This window comes from Streptomyces sp. NBC_01551 (assembly GCF_026339935.1).
Classification (GTDB): domain Bacteria; phylum Actinomycetota; class Actinomycetes; order Streptomycetales; family Streptomycetaceae; genus Streptomyces.
Genome location: NZ_JAPEPX010000001.1, coordinates 37,930 through 57,147, shown reverse-complemented (window position 1 = coordinate 57,147; position 19,218 = coordinate 37,930). Strand labels below are relative to the sequence as shown.

Annotated in this window: 12 protein-coding genes and 1 pseudogene; 7 read left to right on the top strand and 6 right to left on the bottom strand. The window is 74.7% G+C overall.

Annotation, left to right across the window (positions count from 1 at the left end; genetic code table 11):
• Nucleotides 1-30: 30 nt before the first annotated feature.
• The 3 genes and pseudogenes from OG982_RS00165 to OG982_RS00155 form a co-directional block, all read right to left on the bottom strand.
• Nucleotides 31-4,506 (bottom strand): annotated as a pseudogene (locus OG982_RS00165) (amino acid adenylation domain-containing protein); the annotation flags it as partial.
• Nucleotides 4,507-4,560: 54 nt separating this feature from the next.
• Complete coding sequence (locus OG982_RS00160) at nucleotides 4,561-5,610, bottom strand: iron-siderophore ABC transporter substrate-binding protein (protein WP_266790865.1); 1,050 nt, start codon at nucleotides 5,608-5,610, stop codon at nucleotides 4,561-4,563.
• Nucleotides 5,611-5,712: 102 nt separating this feature from the next.
• On the bottom strand, nucleotides 5,713-7,062 hold the full coding sequence (locus OG982_RS00155; RefSeq protein ID WP_266790867.1) for a lysine N(6)-hydroxylase/L-ornithine N(5)-oxygenase family protein: 1,350 nt from the start codon (nucleotides 7,060-7,062) through the stop codon (nucleotides 5,713-5,715).
• Nucleotides 7,063-7,309: 247 nt separating this feature from the next.
• On the opposite strand from OG982_RS00155, the gene OG982_RS00150 reads away from it, so the two are divergent.
• Both OG982_RS00150 and OG982_RS00145 read left to right on the top strand, forming a co-directional pair.
• Nucleotides 7,310-8,257: a methionyl-tRNA formyltransferase gene (locus OG982_RS00150; protein ID WP_266790869.1), complete on the top strand. Its 948-nt coding sequence runs from the start codon at nucleotides 7,310-7,312 to the stop codon at nucleotides 8,255-8,257.
• Nucleotides 8,258-8,390: 133 nt separating this feature from the next.
• A complete protein-coding gene (locus tag OG982_RS00145; protein WP_266790871.1) occupies nucleotides 8,391-9,491 on the top strand; it encodes a MarR family transcriptional regulator in 1,101 nt (366 codons plus the stop codon).
• Here OG982_RS00145 and OG982_RS00140 read toward each other — a convergent pair.
• On the bottom strand, nucleotides 9,449-10,093 hold the full coding sequence (locus OG982_RS00140) for a sigma-70 family RNA polymerase sigma factor (protein WP_266790873.1): 645 nt from the start codon (nucleotides 10,091-10,093) through the stop codon (nucleotides 9,449-9,451). The genes OG982_RS00145 and OG982_RS00140 overlap by 43 nt on opposite strands.
• A gap of 159 nt (nucleotides 10,094-10,252) precedes the next feature.
• Nucleotides 10,253-11,038, bottom strand: coding sequence for a hypothetical protein (locus OG982_RS00135; RefSeq protein ID WP_266790875.1), 786 nt, complete (start codon nucleotides 11,036-11,038; stop codon nucleotides 10,253-10,255).
• A 262-nt stretch (nucleotides 11,039-11,300) separates the two neighbouring features.
• Here OG982_RS00135 and OG982_RS00130 point away from each other — a divergent pair, with 262 nt between their 5' ends.
• Nucleotides 11,301-12,431 (top strand): MFS transporter, encoded by a 1,131-nt coding sequence (locus OG982_RS00130; protein WP_266792313.1) that lies wholly within the window; start codon nucleotides 11,301-11,303, stop codon nucleotides 12,429-12,431.
• On the top strand, nucleotides 12,428-13,489 hold the full coding sequence (locus OG982_RS00125; RefSeq protein ID WP_266790877.1) for a sugar ABC transporter permease: 1,062 nt from the start codon (nucleotides 12,428-12,430) through the stop codon (nucleotides 13,487-13,489). Before OG982_RS00130 ends, OG982_RS00125 begins: the two co-directional genes overlap by 4 nt.
• 51 nt (nucleotides 13,490-13,540) lie before the next feature.
• Here the strand turns inward: OG982_RS00125 and OG982_RS00120 are convergent, their stop codons facing one another.
• Nucleotides 13,541-14,671, bottom strand: coding sequence for an acyl-CoA dehydrogenase family protein (locus OG982_RS00120; RefSeq protein WP_266790878.1), 1,131 nt, complete (start codon nucleotides 14,669-14,671; stop codon nucleotides 13,541-13,543).
• Between the two features lie 208 nt (nucleotides 14,672-14,879).
• On the opposite strand from OG982_RS00120, the gene OG982_RS00115 reads away from it, so the two are divergent.
• Genes OG982_RS00115 through OG982_RS00105 form a run of 3 tightly spaced genes read left to right on the top strand, consistent with a single transcriptional unit; the run spans nucleotide 14,880 to nucleotide 19,209 of the window.
• Complete coding sequence (locus OG982_RS00115) at nucleotides 14,880-16,679, top strand: CoA transferase (RefSeq protein ID WP_266790880.1); 1,800 nt, start codon at nucleotides 14,880-14,882, stop codon at nucleotides 16,677-16,679.
• Entirely contained in the window at nucleotides 16,676-18,421 is a 1,746-nt protein-coding gene (locus OG982_RS00110; protein WP_266790882.1) for a class I adenylate-forming enzyme family protein, read from the top strand. The genes OG982_RS00115 and OG982_RS00110 overlap by 4 nt, the downstream gene beginning before the upstream one ends.
• A 44-nt stretch (nucleotides 18,422-18,465) precedes the next feature.
• Nucleotides 18,466-19,209, top strand: a complete 744-nt coding sequence (locus OG982_RS00105) for a DJ-1/PfpI family protein (protein WP_266790884.1) — start codon at nucleotides 18,466-18,468, stop codon at nucleotides 19,207-19,209.
• Nucleotides 19,210-19,218: the final 9 nt, after the last annotated feature.

Below are 19,218 nucleotides of genomic sequence, written 5' to 3'. Positions count from 1 at the left end.
CAGCTGCCCCAGCAGGGCGCGCAGCCGGTCCGCGAACCGCCGGGCGGCCGGGTCGTCCAGCCGGGCCCGGTCGTGGTCGAGCTGGAGGCGCAGCCGCTCGCCCGGCAGCACCGTGAGCGCGAGCGGGTAGTGCACGGCGTCCCGGACGCGGGAGCCGGTGATCCGGATCCGGCCGGCGGGATCGCTGGGCTCGCCCCCGCCCGGCAGGTTCTCGACCACCACCAGCGCGTCGAACAGCTCGCCGCGCCCGGCGGCCCGCTGGATGTCCGCGAGCCCGAGGTGCTGGTGCTCCATCAGCTCGGCCTGGCTCTCCTGGAACCGGGCCAGCACCTCGGCCAACGACTGCTCGGGGCGCCACGCGAGCCGTGCCGGGACGGTGTTGATCAGCAGGCCGACCAGCGAGTCGACTCCGACGACCGGGGCCTGCCGGCCCGAGACGGTGACCCCGAGGACGAGGTCGTGCGCGCCGAGCACATCGCCGAGGACCAGGCCGAACCCGCCCTGGACGACGGCGGCGAGGGTCAGCCCGAGCTCCCGGGCCCGCGCAGTGAGCGCGGCCGTCTCCGCCGAGGACAGGTCCAGGGTGATCCGGCCGCTCCCGCCGCCGCCCGGCGCCACCGGCCGTACGGGCAGCCCGGCCGGCCCGGCGAGCCCCGCCAGCGCCGCCCGCCAGGCGGCGGCGGCCCGCTCCCGGTCGAGCCCGGCGAGCCAGCCCGCGTAGGCCCGGTAGCCGGGATCGGGCTCGGGCCGCGCGAGCGCCTCGCCGGGCCGGTAGCCGTCCAGCAGCTGCCGCATCAGGAGGGACACCGACCAGCCGTCGGCCACGATGTGGTGCAGGGTCAGGACCAGCAGCGACCGCTCCGGGCCCAGTCTCAGCAGCGCGGCCCGCAGCAGCGGCGGCCGGCCGAGGTCGAAGCCGAGGGCCCGTTCGGCGGCCGCGGCCTCCTCCACCGCGGCGGCCTGCCGCACCGGGTCGAGCCCCGAGAGGTCGGCGCGGGTCCACGGCAGGGACACCTGCCCGGCGACGAGCTGGACCACCGGCCCGTCCGGGCGCTGGACGAACGCCGCCCGCAGCAGCGGATGGCGGTCCAGGAGGTGCTGTACGGACACCCGGAGCGCGTCCGCGTCCACATCGCCCGCCAGCTCGACCGTGTCCTGCACGGCGTATCCGTCCGCCCCGGCCCCGTCCATCTGGGCGTGGAAGAAGAAGCCCTCCTGGAGCGGCGTGGCCGCGACGACGTCCACCAGGTCCGGGACGGCGGCGGCGAAGGCGTCCCGCTCGGCTCCGGTCAGCGCGATGAGCGAGAACGGCTCGGGCGGCGCGGCGGCCGTCGGGGGCGCCGTGTCCGGGCTCCCCGCGGCGTGCGCGAGCGCCGCCACCGTACGCAGCCGGAAGACGTCGCGGGGGCTGAGCGCGATCCCGGCCTCGCGGGCCAGCGTGACCAGCCGGATCACGACGATGCTGTCGCCGCCGAGCGCGAAGAAGCTGTCGTGGACGCCCACCGAGGGCAGCCCGAGGACCTCGGCGAACAGGCCCGCGAGCACCGCCTCGGCCGGGGTCGTCGGCGCCGCGTCGCCGGTCAGCGCCGCCCACCGGGGCACGGGCAGCGCGCGGGCGTCGAGCTTCCCGTTGGGCGTCAGGGGCAGCGGCCCGCCCAGGCGCACCACCGCCGAGGGCACCATGTGCTCCGGCAGTACGTCCGCCACCCGGGCCCGGGCGGCGCTCACCATCGCGTCGGCGTCCACGCCCTCCCCGCCGGCCACGAGATACGCGACCAGCCGCCTGGCCCCCCGCTGGTCCTCGCGGACCAGGACGGCGGCCTGCGCGATGCCCGGGCAGGCCATGAAGGCGCTCTCGATCTCGCCCGGCTCGATCCGGTGGCCCCGGATCTTGAACTGGCCGTCCGCGCGGCCAAGGAACTCCAGATTGCCGTCGGCGGCCCAGCGCACCCGGTCGCCCGTCCGGTACATCCGTGCGCCCGGCGCCCCGTACGGGTCGGCGACGAACCGCTCCGAGGTCAGGGCGGGCCGTCCCAGGTAGCCGCGGGCCAGGCCGCGCCCCGCTACGTACAGCTCGCCCTCGACGCCCACCGGGACGGGGCGCAGCGCGGAGTCGAGCACGTAGGCCCGCGTGTTGGGGTCGGGGCGGCCGATCGGGGCCGGCCCGGGGCGCCCGGGATCCGCGGTCCACAGCGTCGAGTTGACGCTCGCCTCGGTCAGCCCGTACGCGACGACGACGCGCAGCCGCCCGGCCCAGCGGGCGATCAGCTCGCCCGGCACGGCCTCGGTGCCGACCACGAGCACCGCGCCCTCGGGCAGTTCGCACTCCGGCGGCAGTGCCGAGACCAGGGACGGGGGCAGGATCATGTGGGTCGCGCGGTGCTCGCGGACGTAGTCGGTCAGGGCGGGCCCGGCGACCCGCCGCTCGGCGGGGACGAGGACGACCCGGCCGCCGACGCACAGCGACATGACCAGGTCCCATACGGTGACGTCGAACCCGACCGAGGCGAACTGCACGACACGGCTGTCCTCGTCGATGCCGATCCGCTCGGTGGCGGTGGCGATCAGGCTCCCGATGCCGTCGTGGGGGACCACCACGCCCTTGGGGCGGCCGGTGGACCCCGAGGTGTAGATGACGTACGCGGCCTGGTCCAGGGCGATCGGCACCCCGGGGTCCGAGGCGTCCTGCGCGGCGAGGGCGGCGGCGACGGCCGGATCGTCCAGCACCAGCCGCCGGACGTCCGCCGCACCGGCCGGGCCCCCGTCCGGCAGGCCTTCCGCCGCCTTCCGGGTGGTGATCACCGTCCGCGCACCGGAGTCGGCGAGCATGTAGGCGATCCGCTCCCGGGGGTGGTCGGCGTCCAGCGGCAGGTACGCCGCGCCCGCCTTCATCACCGCCAGCAGGGAGACGACGAGTTCGGGGGAGCGCGGGGCGGCCACGGCGACGACGTCCCGCGCGCCCACCCCGCGCGCCGTCAGCAGCCGGGCCAGCCGGTTGGCGGCCGCGTTCAGCTCCCCGTAGGACAGGACGCGGTCCTCGCACACCAGGGCGGTCCGCTGGGGCGCGAGCGCGGCGCGGTGTTCGAAGGCGGTCGGCCAGGACACCTCCCGCGTGTCGTACGGCGCGACACCGAGGGCGGTGAGCAGGTGCTCCCGCTCGGGCCCGGAGGTGAGTTCGATCCGCCCGACCGGCTGGTCCGGGCTCGCGACGAGCGCGTCCAGGACCATCCGGAACCGCCGCGCGTGGGCGCCGACCTCCTCGTCGCCGATCACGTCCGCGTCGGCGTCGAAGTGGAAGCGGACGGCGCCGCGCTGCGATTCGCCGACCGTGACGGCCAGGTCGCTGACCGGTCCCGTCCACTGCGGGCGCAGGTCCCCCGGGTGGTCGCCGAAGCACAGCCAGCCGGTGCCGGGAAGCACGTTGACCGTCGGCCCGACGAGTTCCGCCACCCCCTCGACGAGGCCGAGGTCCTTGGCCAGGTCCTCGGCCCGGTAGCGGCTGTGCTCCACGGCCTCGGCGATCCGCCCGGTCACCTCGCGCAGCAGCTCCGTCCCGGTCATGCCCGGGCGGACCGCCAGGCGCAGCGGGACGATGTTGGACACCATGCCGGGGACGTGCACGGCCTCGGGGTCCAAGCGGGTGGTGACGGGCAGTCCGAGGACGAGGTCCCGCGCGCCGGTCGCCCGGTGCAGATAGCCGGCGACGGCCGCGACGAGCAGCCGGGACAGCCGTACGCCGGCCTTGGCGGCGGCCTCCCGCAGCCGCGCCGTGTCCTGCGCCGAGAGCTCGTCGGTGCACCGCACGCGGCGGGCGATCACCTCGGGCCGGCGCTCGACGAGACGGACCGGGTCGGGCCGGTCGGCGAGCCGCTCCAGCCAGTAGGCGCGGTCGGCCTCGTACCGCGCCGACGAGCGGTAGGCGGCCTCGGAGGCCGGGAGCCGGGAGAGGGCCCAGTCGACCTCCTCGACGGGCCGGTCGGCGGAGTAGATCTCCCCGGCCCTGCGGGAGAGCAGGCCGACGCTCAGTCCGTCGATGACGATGTGGTGGTAGCACTGGTACCACAGGACCCGGTCGTCGGCGAGCCGGATCAGGGCGTGCCGGAAGAGCGGGCCCCGCGCGAGGTCCATGGGCCGGCGGCGGTCCGCCTCCAGCCAGTCCCAGGCCGCGAACTCGGCGTCCGCCGCGGTCCGCAGGTCGACGGTCGCCACCCGCACCGGGAACCGCCGGACGCTCTGGCGGGGCCGGCCGTCGGCCTCGGCCGTGAACCGCACGTGCAGGCACTCGGCCTCCTCGACCACCTGGCGCACGGCGGCGGCCAGGCGGTCGAGGTCGACGTCACCGCGCAGCTCCAGGGTGAACGTGACGTTGTAGGCCGGGCTGTCCGGCTCGATCCGCTGGGCCGGCCAGATCCCCGACTGACCGCCGGTGACCCGGATTTCGGGGGTGGACGGGCTTCCGGGAGCGGATGCTGCCGGGTTGTCGTCCGGTTCGGCGGCGTCAGACATCGTTCGATCAGCCCTTCCCTGGTTCGCGCGTGTCGGTGTCGCTGCGTCGCTGCGTTACTTGATGGCCTCGAGCTTCGGGACGACCTGGTCGATGGCGTACGGGATGCTCAGGACCGTGTTGAAGGAGAGCGCCGCGCCGATGTCGGGGTTGTCGTAGGGCAGGAAGAGGTCCCGCTTCTCCTGGTGCACCTTGGTCTTTTGGTAGAGCGGGTCCGCCTTCATGGCGGCCTCCGTCTGCGCGTTGCCCAGCCAGACGGTGCGGTCGGCCTCCATGACGTCCAGGCGCTCGGAGCTGAGGTCGGCGACGTTCTCCTTGCCGAGGGCCGTGCGGTAGGCCTCGGACGTGGTGAAGCCCATCCCGCTCAGGAAGATGACCTTGGGGTCCTTGGGGGAGAACGCCGAGAACTTGCCCGGCTCGTAGGGTTCCCCGACGGTGACCGTCTTGTCCTTCCACTCCGGGTGCTTGTCCCGGACGGCCTTGAAGCGCGCGTCGATGCCCGCGATGAGCTTGTCGGTCTCGGCGTCCTTGCCGAGGGCCTTGCCGATCTGCTTGGTCATCACCTGCCAGGTCGCCTGGTAGTCCTCCGAGCCCTTGGGCTGTGCCACCACCTTGGCGATCTTGGAGAGCGTGTCGTACTGCTCCTTCTTCATGCCCGAGTACTGCGCGATGATCAGGTCGGGCTTGAGGGCCGCGATCTTCTCCATGTTGTACTCGTCGCGCTCTCCTACGACCTGCGGGGGAGCGGAGCCCCACAGGTCCTTGGCCCAGGGCCACTTGCCGTACGGCTGCTCCTTGAACCAGTCGACCGCGCCGACCGGCTTGATGCCGAGGGCGAGGACGGCGTCCTGGTCGGACAGGCCGAGCGTGACGACCTTCTTCGGCTGCGCGGTGATCGCCGTGCTGCCGTACTTGTGCTCGACCGTCACGGGGAAGGCGCCGGCCGCCGCGCCGGGCTCCCCGCTCTTGGGACTGTCAGCCTTGTCCGTCGTGTCGGCGTCCTTGCCGCCACACGCGGCCAGCGCGAGCGCGGCCGCCGCCGCGACGGCCACGCGTGGGAGGAGACGGGTGAACCGCATCGGCGCGGTGCGTGTACCAAAGGGCACGGGTGTTTCCTTTCACGGGGACTTCGGGGTGCTTCGACCTGCGCGTCGCACCGGCCCGGCGCGCTCCCTTCGCACGCCGGGCCACCGCGACGGTGTGGGGCGCTAGAGGGCGGAGCCGATCTCGTCGGCGGCTCGGCGGGGTCCGCCGGCGGGCTCCGGACCGCGGTCGATGATCGACCGCAGGATGTCCCCGACCCGGACCGCGGTGTTCGACAGCAGGGACGAGGTGATGCCGTGGGTGTGCTCGGTACCGCCCTGGAGGTAGATCCCGCAGCGCAGTTCGGGGCCGGTCGTCACGCGGTAGTCGCGCTCGACCCGGACCCGGCCCCGCTCGTCGAGCCGGCAGTGGCGCCCGAGCTCGCCGAGCAGCCCGAGCGCGTCGGCCGACCGGTACCCGGTGGCGTAGATCAGCACGTCGGCGTCGAGCGGCGTCCGCTCGCCGGTCACCAGCGACTCCACGGTGGCGCGCACCTTGTGCGGGGTCTCGACCACGTCGGTGAGGCGGGAGACCTTCAGGAAGCGCAGCCGCTCGGTGCCGAGCACCTTCTCCTGGTACTGCTGCCGGTAGAGCTCGTCGATCAGCTCGATGTCCACCACGGAGTAGTTGGTGTTGGCGTGGTAGGCGATGAGCTTGCGCTTCACGTCCTCCGGGGCGGTGAAGTACTCGTCGACCGCCTCCGGGTCGAAGATCCGGTTGGCGAACCCGCTGTCGTCGGCCGGGCTGTAGCCGTACCGGGAGAAGACGGCGCAGACCTCGGCCTCGGGGAAGGTGCGGTGCAGGAAGGACACGTTCTCCGCGGCGCTCTGGCCGGCGCCGACCACGATGAACCGGGACGGGTCGGTGTCCTTGAGGGAGTCGACCCGGGTCAGCAGGTCGGAGGTGTGCCAGATCCGCTCCGTGCGCCCGACGCCGTCGGGCATCTGCGGGCGCAGCCCGGTGCCGATGACGAGGTTGCGGGCCCGGTGGACCACCGGTTCCGAGCCGGAGCGCGCGATCACGTCGACGTACTGGACCACCCCGTCGCGCACGACGGGCCGTACGGCGGTGACCTGGTGCCCGTAGGACACCATGTCGTCGACCTTGGCCGCGGCCCACTCGAAGTAGTCGTGGAACTCCACGCGCAGCGGGAAGAGGTTCTTGTGGTTGACGAAGTCGACGAGCCGGCCCCTGCTCTGCAGGTAGCAGAGGAAGCTGAACTCGCTCGCCGGGTTCCGCAGGGTCACCAGGTCCTTGAGGAAGGAGACCTGCATGGTGGCGTCGTCGATCAGCATGCCGCGGTGCCAGCCGAAACGGGGCTGCTGCTCGAAGAAGTGAGCAGTGACCGCGCCCTGCCTGTCGACGCTCGCGTTGTGTTCGCTGAGTGCGATGGCCATGGCCACATTGGAGGGGCCGAAGCCGATTCCGATGAGGTCGTGGATCAGTGGTGCATCGTCAGGAGGAGCTTGTGACATGTCACTCCCATCGGGGGGATGGCAGCTCGCCGGGCGTGAGGGAAGGGCGGAAGCAAGGCATGCCGACGCGCGACTGCAGGTGGAACTTAGGGAAGGCTAACCTGATCTACAAGCCCCTGTCGATGGGCCGGGGGCTCTCTTGTGGGTGATTCCAGATGTCAAATAGCCCTGAAAATAGGGTTGTTGCGTAGTTAGGTAAGCCTTGCTTTACTAGGAGTAGTCCACCGTTCGTATGAGGAGGAACCGCATGCGGGTCGTCATGTTCGGATATCAGACCTGGGGGCATCGCACCCTGCAAGCGCTTCTGGACTCCGAGCACGACGTGGTGCTGGTCGTCACGCACCCCAAGAGCGAACACGCCTACGAGAAGATCTGGAGCGACTCGGTCGCCGACCTCGCGGCGGAGCACGGCGTACCGGTCGTCATCCGCAACCGCCCCGACGACGAGGAGCTGTTCGCCCGCCTCAAGGAGGCGGACCCCGACATCATCGTCGCCAACAACTGGCGCACCTGGATCCCTCCGCGCATCTACTCCCTGCCCCGCCGCGGCACGCTCAACGTGCACGACTCGCTGCTGCCGAAGTACGCGGGGTTCTCCCCGTTGATCTGGGCCCTGATCAACAACGAGCCCGAAGTCGGCGTCACCGCGCACCTGATGGACGAGGTGCTCGACGCCGGGGACATCGTGGTCCAGCAGGCGGTACCCGTCGGCCCCACCGACACCGCGACCGACCTGTTCCACAAGACGGTCGACCTGATCGCCCCGGTCGTCGTCGCCGCCCTGGACCTGATCGCCTCCGGCCGTACCGAGTTCACCCGACAGGACCGCTCGCAGGCGAGCTTCTTCCACAAGCGGGCCGAGGAGGACATCCGGATCGACTGGAACTGGCCGGCCGAGGACCTGGAACGCCTCGTGCGCGCCCAGTCCGCCCCCTACCCGAGCGCCTTCACCCACCACCGCGGCCGCCGCCTCGAGGTCCTGGCCGCCGTGGTCTCCGAGGGCAGGTACGGGGGAACGCCGGGCCGGATCTTCTACCGGGAGGGCGACGGGGTGGTCATCGTCGCCGGAGCCGACGCCCGCACCGGACGAAACCACGGACTCGCCATCACCCGGGTCCGTACCGAGGACGGCCGGGAACTGCCCGCGACCGAGTACTTCACTTCGATGGGCGGATACCTCACCGGCCGCCCCTGACTGCCGCCCCTGACCGGCGGGGCGGACCTGACCGGCCGCCCCTTCGCCGCCGCGCGGATCACCCGATCCGCGCGGCGGCGATGTCATTGCGGCGGCCCACGTGTTCGAACGGACGGGGAGCGAGGGAAAACTGATGGAACATCCGGTCGCGGCGGAGGCCAACGGGGGCGCTGCGGGGCCTGCGTTCGTCATCATCGGCACGGCGAACACACAGACCGACTGGGCGCGCGTACTCGACGCCCTGACCAACCCCGACCCGCCCCCCGGCGCCCCGCCGGCGCCGCGGAGCGCGGACGCGGCCGCCGCGCACAGACCGGCAACGGGCGGGGCCGGACAGCGGGAGGGAAGGGGCGCCGCCGTACCGGAGCCGACGAGCGCGACACCGCCGAGCGTGCTCGATCTCAACGCCTACCTGGTGTACGCGATCGGCAAGGCGGCCCGCCGCAGGCTCACGGCCAAACTGACCGAACACGGCCTGCGCCTGTGGCACCTGACCGTGCTCGCCCTGCTCGGCGACCTCGGCCCCCAGTCCAAGGGAACCCTGGCGAACCGGCTCGACATGAACGCCAGCGACCTCGTCAAGGTCGTGAACGACCTGGCCCGGTCCGGGTACGTCGAGTGCGTCCGCGACACCGCCGACCGCCGCCGGGTCGTCGTCGAACTCACCCGGGAAGGCCGCGCGGCCCTGGCCCGGCTCAACGCGGACATCTCCTCCACCGACGAGGAGTTCCTGGCCCCCCTGACCGCGGGGGAACGCGCCCAGCTCGGCTCCCTGCTGCGCCGTGTGCACCGGCACTTCGACACCACCCCCTCCCACACGGTGCACGAGGACCCCGACGCCGCGGCGGCGGAGGCCGCCGCCCCGGACACCGACCCGCCGCGACCGGCCGGCGCCCGGTCCGTCGAGGCCCTGCGCATCGACTGGAACCGCTCCGCCGAGGACATCGAGCACCTCGTGCGCGCCCAGTCCCGCGGCAGGACCGGCGCGTACACCCACCACCGCGGCCGGCGCCTGGAGATCCTGGCGGCCGCCGCCACCGAAGGCCGGTACGGCGGCGCGCCCGGGCGCGTGGTGCGCTCGGAGACCGACGGCCTGGTCATCGTGGCGGGGCCGGACGACGAGGCGCCGGGCAGAGGGCTGTCGCTGGTCCGCGTACGCACCGAGGGCGGTACGGAGATGTCGGCGAGCGACTACTTCGCCCCGGAGGCGGGCGGGCCGGCGACCGACGCGTGAGAGGTGTCCGTGAGGAGTTCCACGAGCGAGGCGCGGGCACGGGCCACCCGGGAGCGGATCGTGCCGATCGGGCAGCCGAGGGCGGTCGCCGCCTCGGCGTAGGGGAGCCCCAGGACCTGGGTGAGGACGAACACGTCACGCCGTTCGGCGGGGATCGCGGCCAACAGCTCGGCCAGGGCGATCCCGTCCTCGAAGCCTGGCAGATCGCGGGGCTGGGTCCGTTCGGCGGCGCTCTGCCAGTCGTCCCGGTCGGAGATCCGGGGGCGGGCCGCCTTGTGGCGGAGGCTGTCGATGACGGTGCGCCGGGCGATGGAGAGCAGCCAGGTGCGGGCTGAGGAGCGGCCCTCGAACCGGTGCAGGCTGCCCAGGGCCCGCAGGAAGGTCTCTTGTGTCAGGTCGTCCGCCGACTGCGGATCGGCGCTGAGGTACGCCACGTAGCGCCACACGTCACGGTGCAGGGCGCGGACGAAGCGGTCCACCGCGTCGGGGTCGCCGTCGTGGGCGGCGAGCGCCAGCAGGGTCGTCGACTCGTCGGGGCCGCCGGTGTGGCGTGAGGGTGCCGTCTCGACGACGGCCGGAGGGGGAAGCAGGGCAGGGGGCATCGCCTGATGTCCTTCTGGGAATCCGGAATCCGGGTCCGGCGCCGCGCGCGCAACGGGAGCGGGGCGGGCCGGTGAGCGGTACGGCCTGCCGGACGGCATGACCGATGACCGAGGCGCGTGGCGAGCGGTACGTCCTCGCGCGCGTCGGTGAGCCGGCTGTCAGATGACAGCGGTTCCCGCGGGCGGACCCCGTGAGGTGATGGCGTGGACGAGCAGGAACCCGCGCGGCGGGCGCGACCGGTGGCCGCGGCGGGCGCCCAGGCGGGGACGGTCGGGAGGTGCGGGGAGGCGGAAGGCCAGGCGCAGGGGTACGAGAAGCAGCCCGGCGACCGCGCGCAGGACGCGGAACGTGCCCTGCTCCCCGTAGGCGAGCCAGAGGCCGCACAGGAGCGCGGCCAGCAGGTGTGCGGCCAGCATGCCGGTCGGCGACATCGAGCCCATGTCGTGCCCGGCGGGCATCGGCACGGTGGTCATGGCCGTACCGGCATCGGCCATCGCGTGCGCGGCGTGGTGGGCGTGGCCGCCCTCGCCGGGCGGAGGCAGCTCCAGCCGGCTCCCGAGACCCGCGTCCCGCACCACCCGTACGGCCTCGGCGCGGGAGAGCCGTGCGGTCGGGCCGCAGAGCAGGTACTGGGCCCACTGCTGGGCCACCGAAACGCCCTCGGGCCGCGACGGAGCCGCCGCCTGGGCCAGCGCCTGGGCCAGGGAGAACCCGGTGTGCAGGACCGCCTGGACGGCGACCGTCGCGGAGGTGACGGCAAGGAGGCCGCGTTCGCGACCGGCGAGGACCCAGGCGACCGCGCCGGTGACCGCGAGCGCGGCGGCCACCGCCCGCCAGGGGACGGCCGCCCCCGACATGAGGAGGTGCCCCAGGGATGCGAGCAGCACACAGGTGGCCGCGAACATCGCGGCCCTGAGTGCGCGGCAACATCGACCGGGAGTCATGGCGGGCTCATCGTCGCATCCCTCCGGTGGAGCTCACAGAGGGCCGTCGAAAGTTGGCGCGACCTGACAAAACGCCTGTGTCCTACGCCACAACGGGCGCCGGGAACCTGCCTGTTCACCGATCCGACTCCTGTCCCGGACCGGAATGCCGGCCACGGATGTCAGCCACGGAACGGAGTCAGCGGTGGGGGAGCGGACGGCTTCGGCGCAGGCGGCCGAAGCGCGGGAAGACGGCCGGCTGACGGCGCTGCTCACCAGCGCCATGGCCTTTTCCATGCTGCAACTGTTCCTGCTCGGCGCCCTCGGCCCGAGGCTGGTGCGCGAGCTGGGCGTCTCGCCGACCGTCCTCGGACTGACGACCACGATCGGGTTCGGGGCGGCCGCCGTGCTGTCGCCCGTCGGCGGGCGGGTCGTGGACCGGATCGGGCCGCGGCGCTCCCTCGTCGTCCTGCTGCTGGTGTCCGCGGTGGCGCTCGCGCTGATCGGGGCCGCACCCGGGCCGGGGTTCCTCCTCGCCGCCGTCGCGCTGGGCGGGCTGCCGCAGGCGCTGGCCAATCCGGCGACCAACAAGGCGATCCTGGCCGCCGTCGCGCCCGCCCGGCGCGGCGCCGTGACCGGGATGAAGCAGTCCGGAGTCCAACTCGGCGCGTTCGCCGCCGGATTGCCGCTCGCTGCGCTGGCCGGCGGGGTCGGCTGGCGCGGCGCGGTGTGGACGGCGGCCGCGACGGCCGCGCTCGCCGCGCTCTGGGGGTGGCGCGCCCTGCCCGCCGACCCGCCGGCGAAGGCGGCGCCGCCGCGCGCGTCGCTGGTGCCGCGCGGCGCGATCGCCTGGCTGGCCGTCTTCTCGTTCTTCCTGGGCTGCGGGATCGCCTCGGTCAACACGTACGTGGCGCTCTTCGGCGCCCAGGAGCTCGGCATGGGACCGACGGCGGCCGCGGCCCTGGTGGCCGTGCTCGGCGTCGCGGGCATCGCCGGACGGGTCGGCTGGTCGAAGGCGGCCCGGCCGGGGCGCGCCGAGTGGCTGCCCGGCGGGCTGGCGGCGGGGGCGGTCGTGGCGGCGGTCCTGCTGGCCGCCGCGATGTCCGTGCCGCCGCTGGTCTGGCCGGCCGTCGTCGCCGTCGGGGTGTTCGCCGTCTCCGGCAACGCCGTCTCGATGGTGCTGGTGATGCAGCGGGCCGCCCCGGGCCGGGCCGGGCAGGACTCCGCGCTGGTGGCCGCCGGGTTCTTCGCCGGATTCGCGCTCGGACCGCCGCTCTTCGGCGTCCTGGCGGAGGCGGGCCGGTACGGGCCGGGCTGGCTGCTCGTCGCCGCCGAGTTCGCCGCGGCCGGCGTGGTCGCGACGACCTGGGCGGTACGCGAACGCCGGCTGCCGGGCACGGAGGTCCCGGCATGACGCCGACACCCGATTGGGCGGGCCGCGCCCTGGCCGACATCCTCGACCGCGCGGCCGTCACCCTGGCCGAGGCGGGAGAGCGGTTCCCGTTGTACGCCGATCCGGACACGGGGCGATGGGTGACCACCGGCCGGGGTTCGTGGACCGGCGGCTTCTGGGCCGGACTGCTGTGGCTGCGGGCCCGGCACACCGGCGCCGCGAGCGACCGGGCGGCCGCCGCCGCGTGCACGGCGCGGCTGGCCGGCTGGGTCGAGGCCGACACCTCCACGCGCGGGCTGATCCTCTGGTACGCGACCGCGCACGCCGACGGCGACGCCGCGGCGCGGGCCCTGCGGACCCGGGCGGCGCGGGCCGCGCTGGCCGCGATGGACCCCGAACTCGGGCTGGTGCCCTGGGGGTCGGCCTTCGGCGGACCCAGGCTGCTGGCCCGGGTGGACGGCGTGCCGGGCATGGTGCCGCTGCTCGCCGCCGCGGGACCGGAGGGCGCCGAGGCCGCCGCATCGCACCTGCGGCGCCACCTCGACCTGTGCCTCGGCGAGGGCGGGCACACCGTACCCGCCCGGGAGTTCGACGCGGCGGCGGGCTGGCGGGCGTGCGAGGAGCCGGCGGCGGGCTGGAGCCGGGGCGACGCGTGGCTGCTCCTTGCGGTGGCCGACGCCCTGCACCGCCCCGCCGTCTGCGCCGGTGCGGCCCCCGAGTGGGAGGCGGTGGCGGAGCGGCTGGCCGGGCCGTGGACGCGGCCCGACTCCCCGCTGGTCCCGCCGGCCGACGCGGCGCGGCCCGCCGGCCCGCCGGACACCTCCGCCGCCGCGATCGCGGCCGTCGCGCTGCTGAAACTCGCCCGGGTCCCGGGCGCCCGGGCGCCGCGGTACGCGTACCGGGCCGTCGCGATCCTGGAGCGCCTGGTCGCCGAGCACCTGATCCGGGGCAGGCTGCTGGACGGCTGCTACGACGCCGGCAAGGGCGTCGCCGTGCGGCACGAGCTGGTGTGGGGCGACTACTTCCTGGCACTGGGGCTGGCCGCACTGACCGACCTGATCGACATCCGCGACGCCTGAACCGCGCCGGGGACCGCCCCGGGCGCCGATCCGAGGGGCACGCCGCGCGTGTCAGGGCTCGTAGGCGCGTAGCACCCGGCGGGCCACGGAGCTGATGTGGAGTTCGTCCGGGCCGTCGAGGATGCGTGCCGCACGCCCGGTGCGGAAGAGCGCGGGCAGCGGGGTGTCGGGGCCGAGCCCTGCCGCGCCGTGGACCTGGATGGCGGCGTCCGCGACCTGTTGGAGCATGCGGGCCGCGGCGACCTTGGCCAGACCCACCTCGACGTGCGCGTCGAGCCCGGCGGCGATCCGATCCGCCGCCTCGTGGACCAGCGGCCGGGTGGTGCGCAGGGCGAGCAGCGCCTCGAAGACGTGCTGCTGGACGAGCTGGTGGCCGGCCAGCGGACCGCGTGATCCGCTGCGGGAGCCCGCGCGCTCGCACATCAGGTCGAAGGCGCGCTGCGCCTGGCCGAGCCAGCGCAGGCAGCGCAGGGTCCGGCCCAGCTGGAGCCGCTCGCCCGCGATGGCCAGGGCATGTCCGCGCTTGCCGACGAGGTGGTCGGCGGGCACGGCGACCCGGTCGAACGCGATCTCCCACTGGCCGGTGGCCCCGAACAGCGGCAGCTCGCGTACCACCCGGAAGCCCGGGGACCCGGTGGGAACCAGCAGGAGCGAGAGCCCGGTGCGGTCGCCGGGGTCCCCGTCGGTGCGGGCGAGGACGGTGACCAGGTCGGCGTCGGCGGCGCCCGACGTGAACCACTTGCGGCCGCTCACCCGCCAGCTGCCGTCCGGCTGTTCCTCGGCGCGGGTCGCGGTGAGGAAGGGGTCGGTGCCCGGGGTGTCGGGTTCGGTCATCGCGTAGCAGGCGCGCAGCTCCCCGGAGGCCAGCCGCGCCGGATACCGCTCGCGGACCCGGTCGCTGCCGTGGTTCCACAGCATGGTGGCGTCCAGCAGCGACGCGGAGCCCAGGGCCGCCGGCCCGTGGTCGCTCGCTCCCTCCGCCTCGGCGATCCGGGCGTACTGCGCCAGCGGCAGTCCCTGGCCGCCCAGTTCGACGGGCAGCGGCAGCGCCCACAGGCCCGCCTCCTTCGCCTGGGCCCGCAGATCCCGCAGGGCGGCGGCCGCGGCCGGCCCGCCCGCGTCGATCACGGGCTCGAGGCGCATGACGCGGTCGCGGACGAACTCCGCGACCCTTCCCCTCAACTCCACTGTCGTGCAAGGGAGTTCAGGATGGCTGTGATCCCTTTCTCCGCGGTGCTCCACCAGTTTCCTCCGCTCCGCCGGGAACCCATGGGAACGGCTGTCCGACTGCCTTCCCGAGGAACTGGTCGGGTGCGCACCCGACCTGGTTCCCGCGTCGCGCACATCCGGGGCGCCGGCCACCGCCGCGCGCCAGGAGAAGAGGAGAGGCATGGCGTCACCAGCCATCACTCAGACCGTCCAGCCGCTCGAAGGGCTGCGGATCGCCGCCTCGGGACCGCCCGAGCTGACCGGCCTGGCCACCGCGCACCTGCGGTACCTGGGCGCCCGTACCGCGCCGGAGCAGCCCGGGCCGGCCAAGGGCGGCGCGGCCCGTCTCGCGCTGTCCGGCGGGGACTTCGGGGAGCGGGAGGCGGCCGTGCGGTGGTCGGCGGACCGGACGAGCGGCATCGCCGACGAGGCCACCGCGCAGGCCGCCACCGGCATCATGGCCGTCCACGGCCGGCGCGACGGCGCTCCGCGCGGCCTCGCCGTCGACTACGCGGCCGCCGCGACCGGCGTCCTCACCGTGCAGGGGCTGCTGGCCGCACTGGTCGGCCAGGCCCGGGGAGGCCCGGCCGCCGGGGTGCGGACCAGCGCGGACCGGGCCGGGCTCCTCGTCGTCTCCCAGTACCTCGCCGCGGCCGGCGCCGATGAGGGCGAGGCCGCCGAACTCGCTCCCGGCGGACCCCCGTTCACCTCGGCCGACGGCACGCTCTTCGAGCTGGAGACCCTGGACCCCGGCGCCTGGGCGGCGTTCTGGCGGGCCCTCGAAGCCCCCGCCGACGCGCTCCGGGCCGGCTGGCGGCCCTTCCAGTTCCGCTACGCCACCGCCTGCGCGCCCTTCCCCGACGCCCTGCACACCACCACCCGCGCCCACACCTGGCAGCGGATCCGGGAGGCCGCCGCCCTCGCCGGCGCGGAGGTCTGCCGACTGCGGACCCTGGCCGAGCGCGCCGCCGAGCACGCCGCCGACCACGACGCGGCGCCCTGGGAACTGGCCCCCTACGGCTCCGGCCACCGCGCCCCGCGCGCGACGCCGACGGCCGCGCGCCCGCTGGCGGGGCTGACCGTACTGGAGGCCGGCCGCCGCATCCAGGCACCCCTCGCCGCCCACCTGCTGGGCCTGCTCGGCGCCGACGTCGTACGCATCGAGCCGCCGGGCGGCGACCCGCTGCGGGGAATGCCCCCGGCCTGCTCGGGGATCTCCGCCCGCTGGCTCGCGCTGAACCGGGGCAAGCGGGCCGTCGAGATCGACATCAAGTCCGGGGCCGACCGGCGCCGGCTCCTCGGCATGGCCGCCGGGGCCGACGTGTTCCTGCACAACTGGGCCCCCGGCAAGGCGGCCGAACTCGGCCTCGACCACACCGACCTGGCAGCCGTCAACCCCGCGCTCGTCTACGCGTACACGAGTGGCTGGGGGACGGGCGGCCGGATCGCCGACGCGCCCATGGGAACGGACTTCATGGTGCAGGCCCGCACCGCCGTCGGCGAAGCCGCCCGCCCGCGCGGCGAAGCACCCGCGCCCTCCCTGATGACCCTGCTCGACGTCCTCGGCGGACTCCTGGGAACCGAGGCCGTGCTGGCCGGGCTGCTGCTGCGCGAGCGCACCGGTAGGGGCGTGCGCGTCGACTCCTCCCTGCTCGGCGCGTCCGACGTCCTCCTCGGCCCGGCCCTGCGCCGGGTCCGGCGCGGCGAACAGCCACGCCGCCCCGCCGGCTTCCGTCGCCCCCTGCCCACCGCCGACGGGTGGATCGCACCGGCCGACTCCTGCGCGGCGGCCGCCGCCGCGTACGACCTGACGTCCCTGCCCACCGGCGAGGCGCTCGCGCAACTGCGTGCGCACGGCCTCACCGCGACCGCGGTCACCACCGACCCGGCCGACCTGCGCCACGACCCGCGCTTCACCGGCTCGATCAGCCGCGACGCGCACGGCGCGCCCACCGTTCCCGACCCCTGGAGCTTCGCATGACCGTCGCCCTGCACGATCTGCTGCCCGTGGGCCTGCGCCGTACGTGGGCTGCCGACGGCACCTGCCCCGACCTGGACCTCTACAGCCTCTTCAGGGCCCGCCAGATCGCGGACCCGCACGCCACCGCCGTCATCGACGCCAAGGGCCCGCTCTGCCACACGGCCCTGGACCGCAAGGTCCGCGCCCTGGCCACCGGCCTCAGAGACCTCGGCATACGGGCGGGCGACGTGGTCGGCGTCCAGCTGCCCAACAACCGGGGCGCCGTGATCGCGGACCTGGCCCTCGCCGCCCTGGGCGCGGTGGCGCTGCCGTTCCCCGTCGGCCGGGGCAGCCTGGAGGCCGAGTGCCTGCTGCGCCGCGCGGAGGCCGTCGCGGTCATCGTCGCCGTCGAGCACCGCGGCGAGCACCACGCCGCCGAACTGCGCGCCCTCGCCCCGGCCCTGCCCGCGCTGCGCCACGTCATCGCCGCCGGGCGCGTCGGCGCCGCGCCCGAAGGGACGATCGCGCTCCACACGCTGCTGCGGTCCGACGCCGCCGACTTCGTCCCCGCCCGCCCGGACCCAGACAGCGCCGCACGCATCCTGGTGTCCTCCGGCTCGGAGGCGGAGCCGAAGATGGTCGCCTACTCGCACAACGCGCTCGCGGGCGGGCGCGGCAACTTCCTCGCCTCGCTGATGCCCGACAAGGCGCCGCCGAGGTGCCTGTTCCTCGTACCGCTCGCCTCCGCCTTCGGATCGAACGGCACCGCCGTCACCCTCGCCCGGCACGGCGGCACGCTCGTCCTGCTCGACCACTTCACCCCCGAGGCGGCCCTCGCCGCGATCCGCGAACACCGGCCCACCCACATCCTGGGCGTGCCCACGATGGTCCGCATGATGCTGGACCGGCTGGAACACCCCGAGCCCGACGAGGGTCAACTGCCCCCGCCCACCGCCCTGGTGCTCGGCGGCGCGGCCCTGGACGAGACCACGGCGCGGCAGGCGGGCCGGGCCTTCGGCTGCCCGGTCGTGAACCTGTACGGCTCGGCCGACGGGGTCAACTGCCACACCGGGCTCGGCCACGACCTCCCGGAGGCGGACGCCACGGGCGTGGTCGCCGGCCGCCCCGACCCCCGCGTCGCCGACATCCACATCACCGACCCCGAGACGCACGAGAAGCTGCCGGACGGGACGATCGGCGAGATCATCGCGCGCGGCCCCATGACCCCCATGTGCTACGTCGCCTCCCCGGATCTCGACGCCCGCTACCGCACCCCCGAGGGCTGGGTCCGCACCGGAGACCTGGGCCTGATCGACGAGGACGGGATCCTGCACCTCGTCGGCCGCCTCAAGGACATCGTCATCCGGGGCGGCGCCAACATCAGCCCCGCCGAAGTCGAGCGGGAACTGGCCTCGCACCCGCGGATACGGGACGTCGTGTGCGTCGGCGTGCCCGACGCGCTGATGGGCGAGCGCCTCGCGGCCTGCGTCGTACCGCGCGGCCAGCGGCCCCCCACCCTCGCCTCGCTGGGCGAACACCTCACCCACCGGGGGCTCGACCGGCGCAAGCACCCCGAGCGCCTGCTGGTGGTCACCGAACTCCCGCTGACCCCGGCGGGCAAGCCCGACCGCGCCGCCCTGCGCGAACGGCTGGCGCAGGCCGCGCACTCCGACGCCACGACGGCCACCACGACGGCGACCACGACGCCCGCCACAACCGCCACCACGACGCCCACCGCACCCCCGCTCGCCCACGCGGGCTGACCGCACCGCAGCGGACGGAAACCGAACGGAAAAGGAAGCACCGGATGAACCGCAGGAACCTCCTCCGCGCCACGACCGCGATCGGCGCCGCGGCCACCGTGACGGGCGCCGCCACCGCGCCGGCGGGCGCCGCGCCACCGCGAACCGCCCCGAAGGCGGCGGGACCGCTGCGTGTCCACGTCGTCATGTACGACGGCGTGGAGGAACTCGACTTCGCCGCCCCCTACGAGGTCTTCTCCGCCGCCCGCTTCTTCACCGACCGCGAGATCGACCTCCGCTACGTCACCGCCACCCGCCCGGGCGTCGTCCGCGCCGCCTACGGAACCCAGGTCACGGTCGAACACGCCTGGGCCCCACGTTCGGCGGACGTCCTGCTCGTACCGGGTGGCGGATACGCGCGCCGCGACAGCCCCGGGGTGTGGGCCGAGATCCGGGGCGGGACACTGCCCCGGAAGCTGGCCGCGGCGGTCCGCCCCGGCCTCACCCTCGGCGCCGTCTGCACGGGCACCATGCTGCTGTCCGCCGCCGGACTGACCGCGAACCGCCCCTGCACCACCCACCACAAGGCCCGCCCCGACCTCGAACAGCAGGGCGGCCTGCTGAAGAACGCCCGCGTGGTGGACGACGGCGACCTGGTCACCGCCGGCGGCATCACCTCCGGCCTCGACCTCGCGCTGTGGCTCGTACGCCGGGAACTCGGCGCCGACGCGGCCACGGGAGTGGAGACCATGCTCGAATACGAGGCCCGCGGCACGGTGTGGACACCGCCCGCGGCCCCGCGCCCGTAAACGTACGAA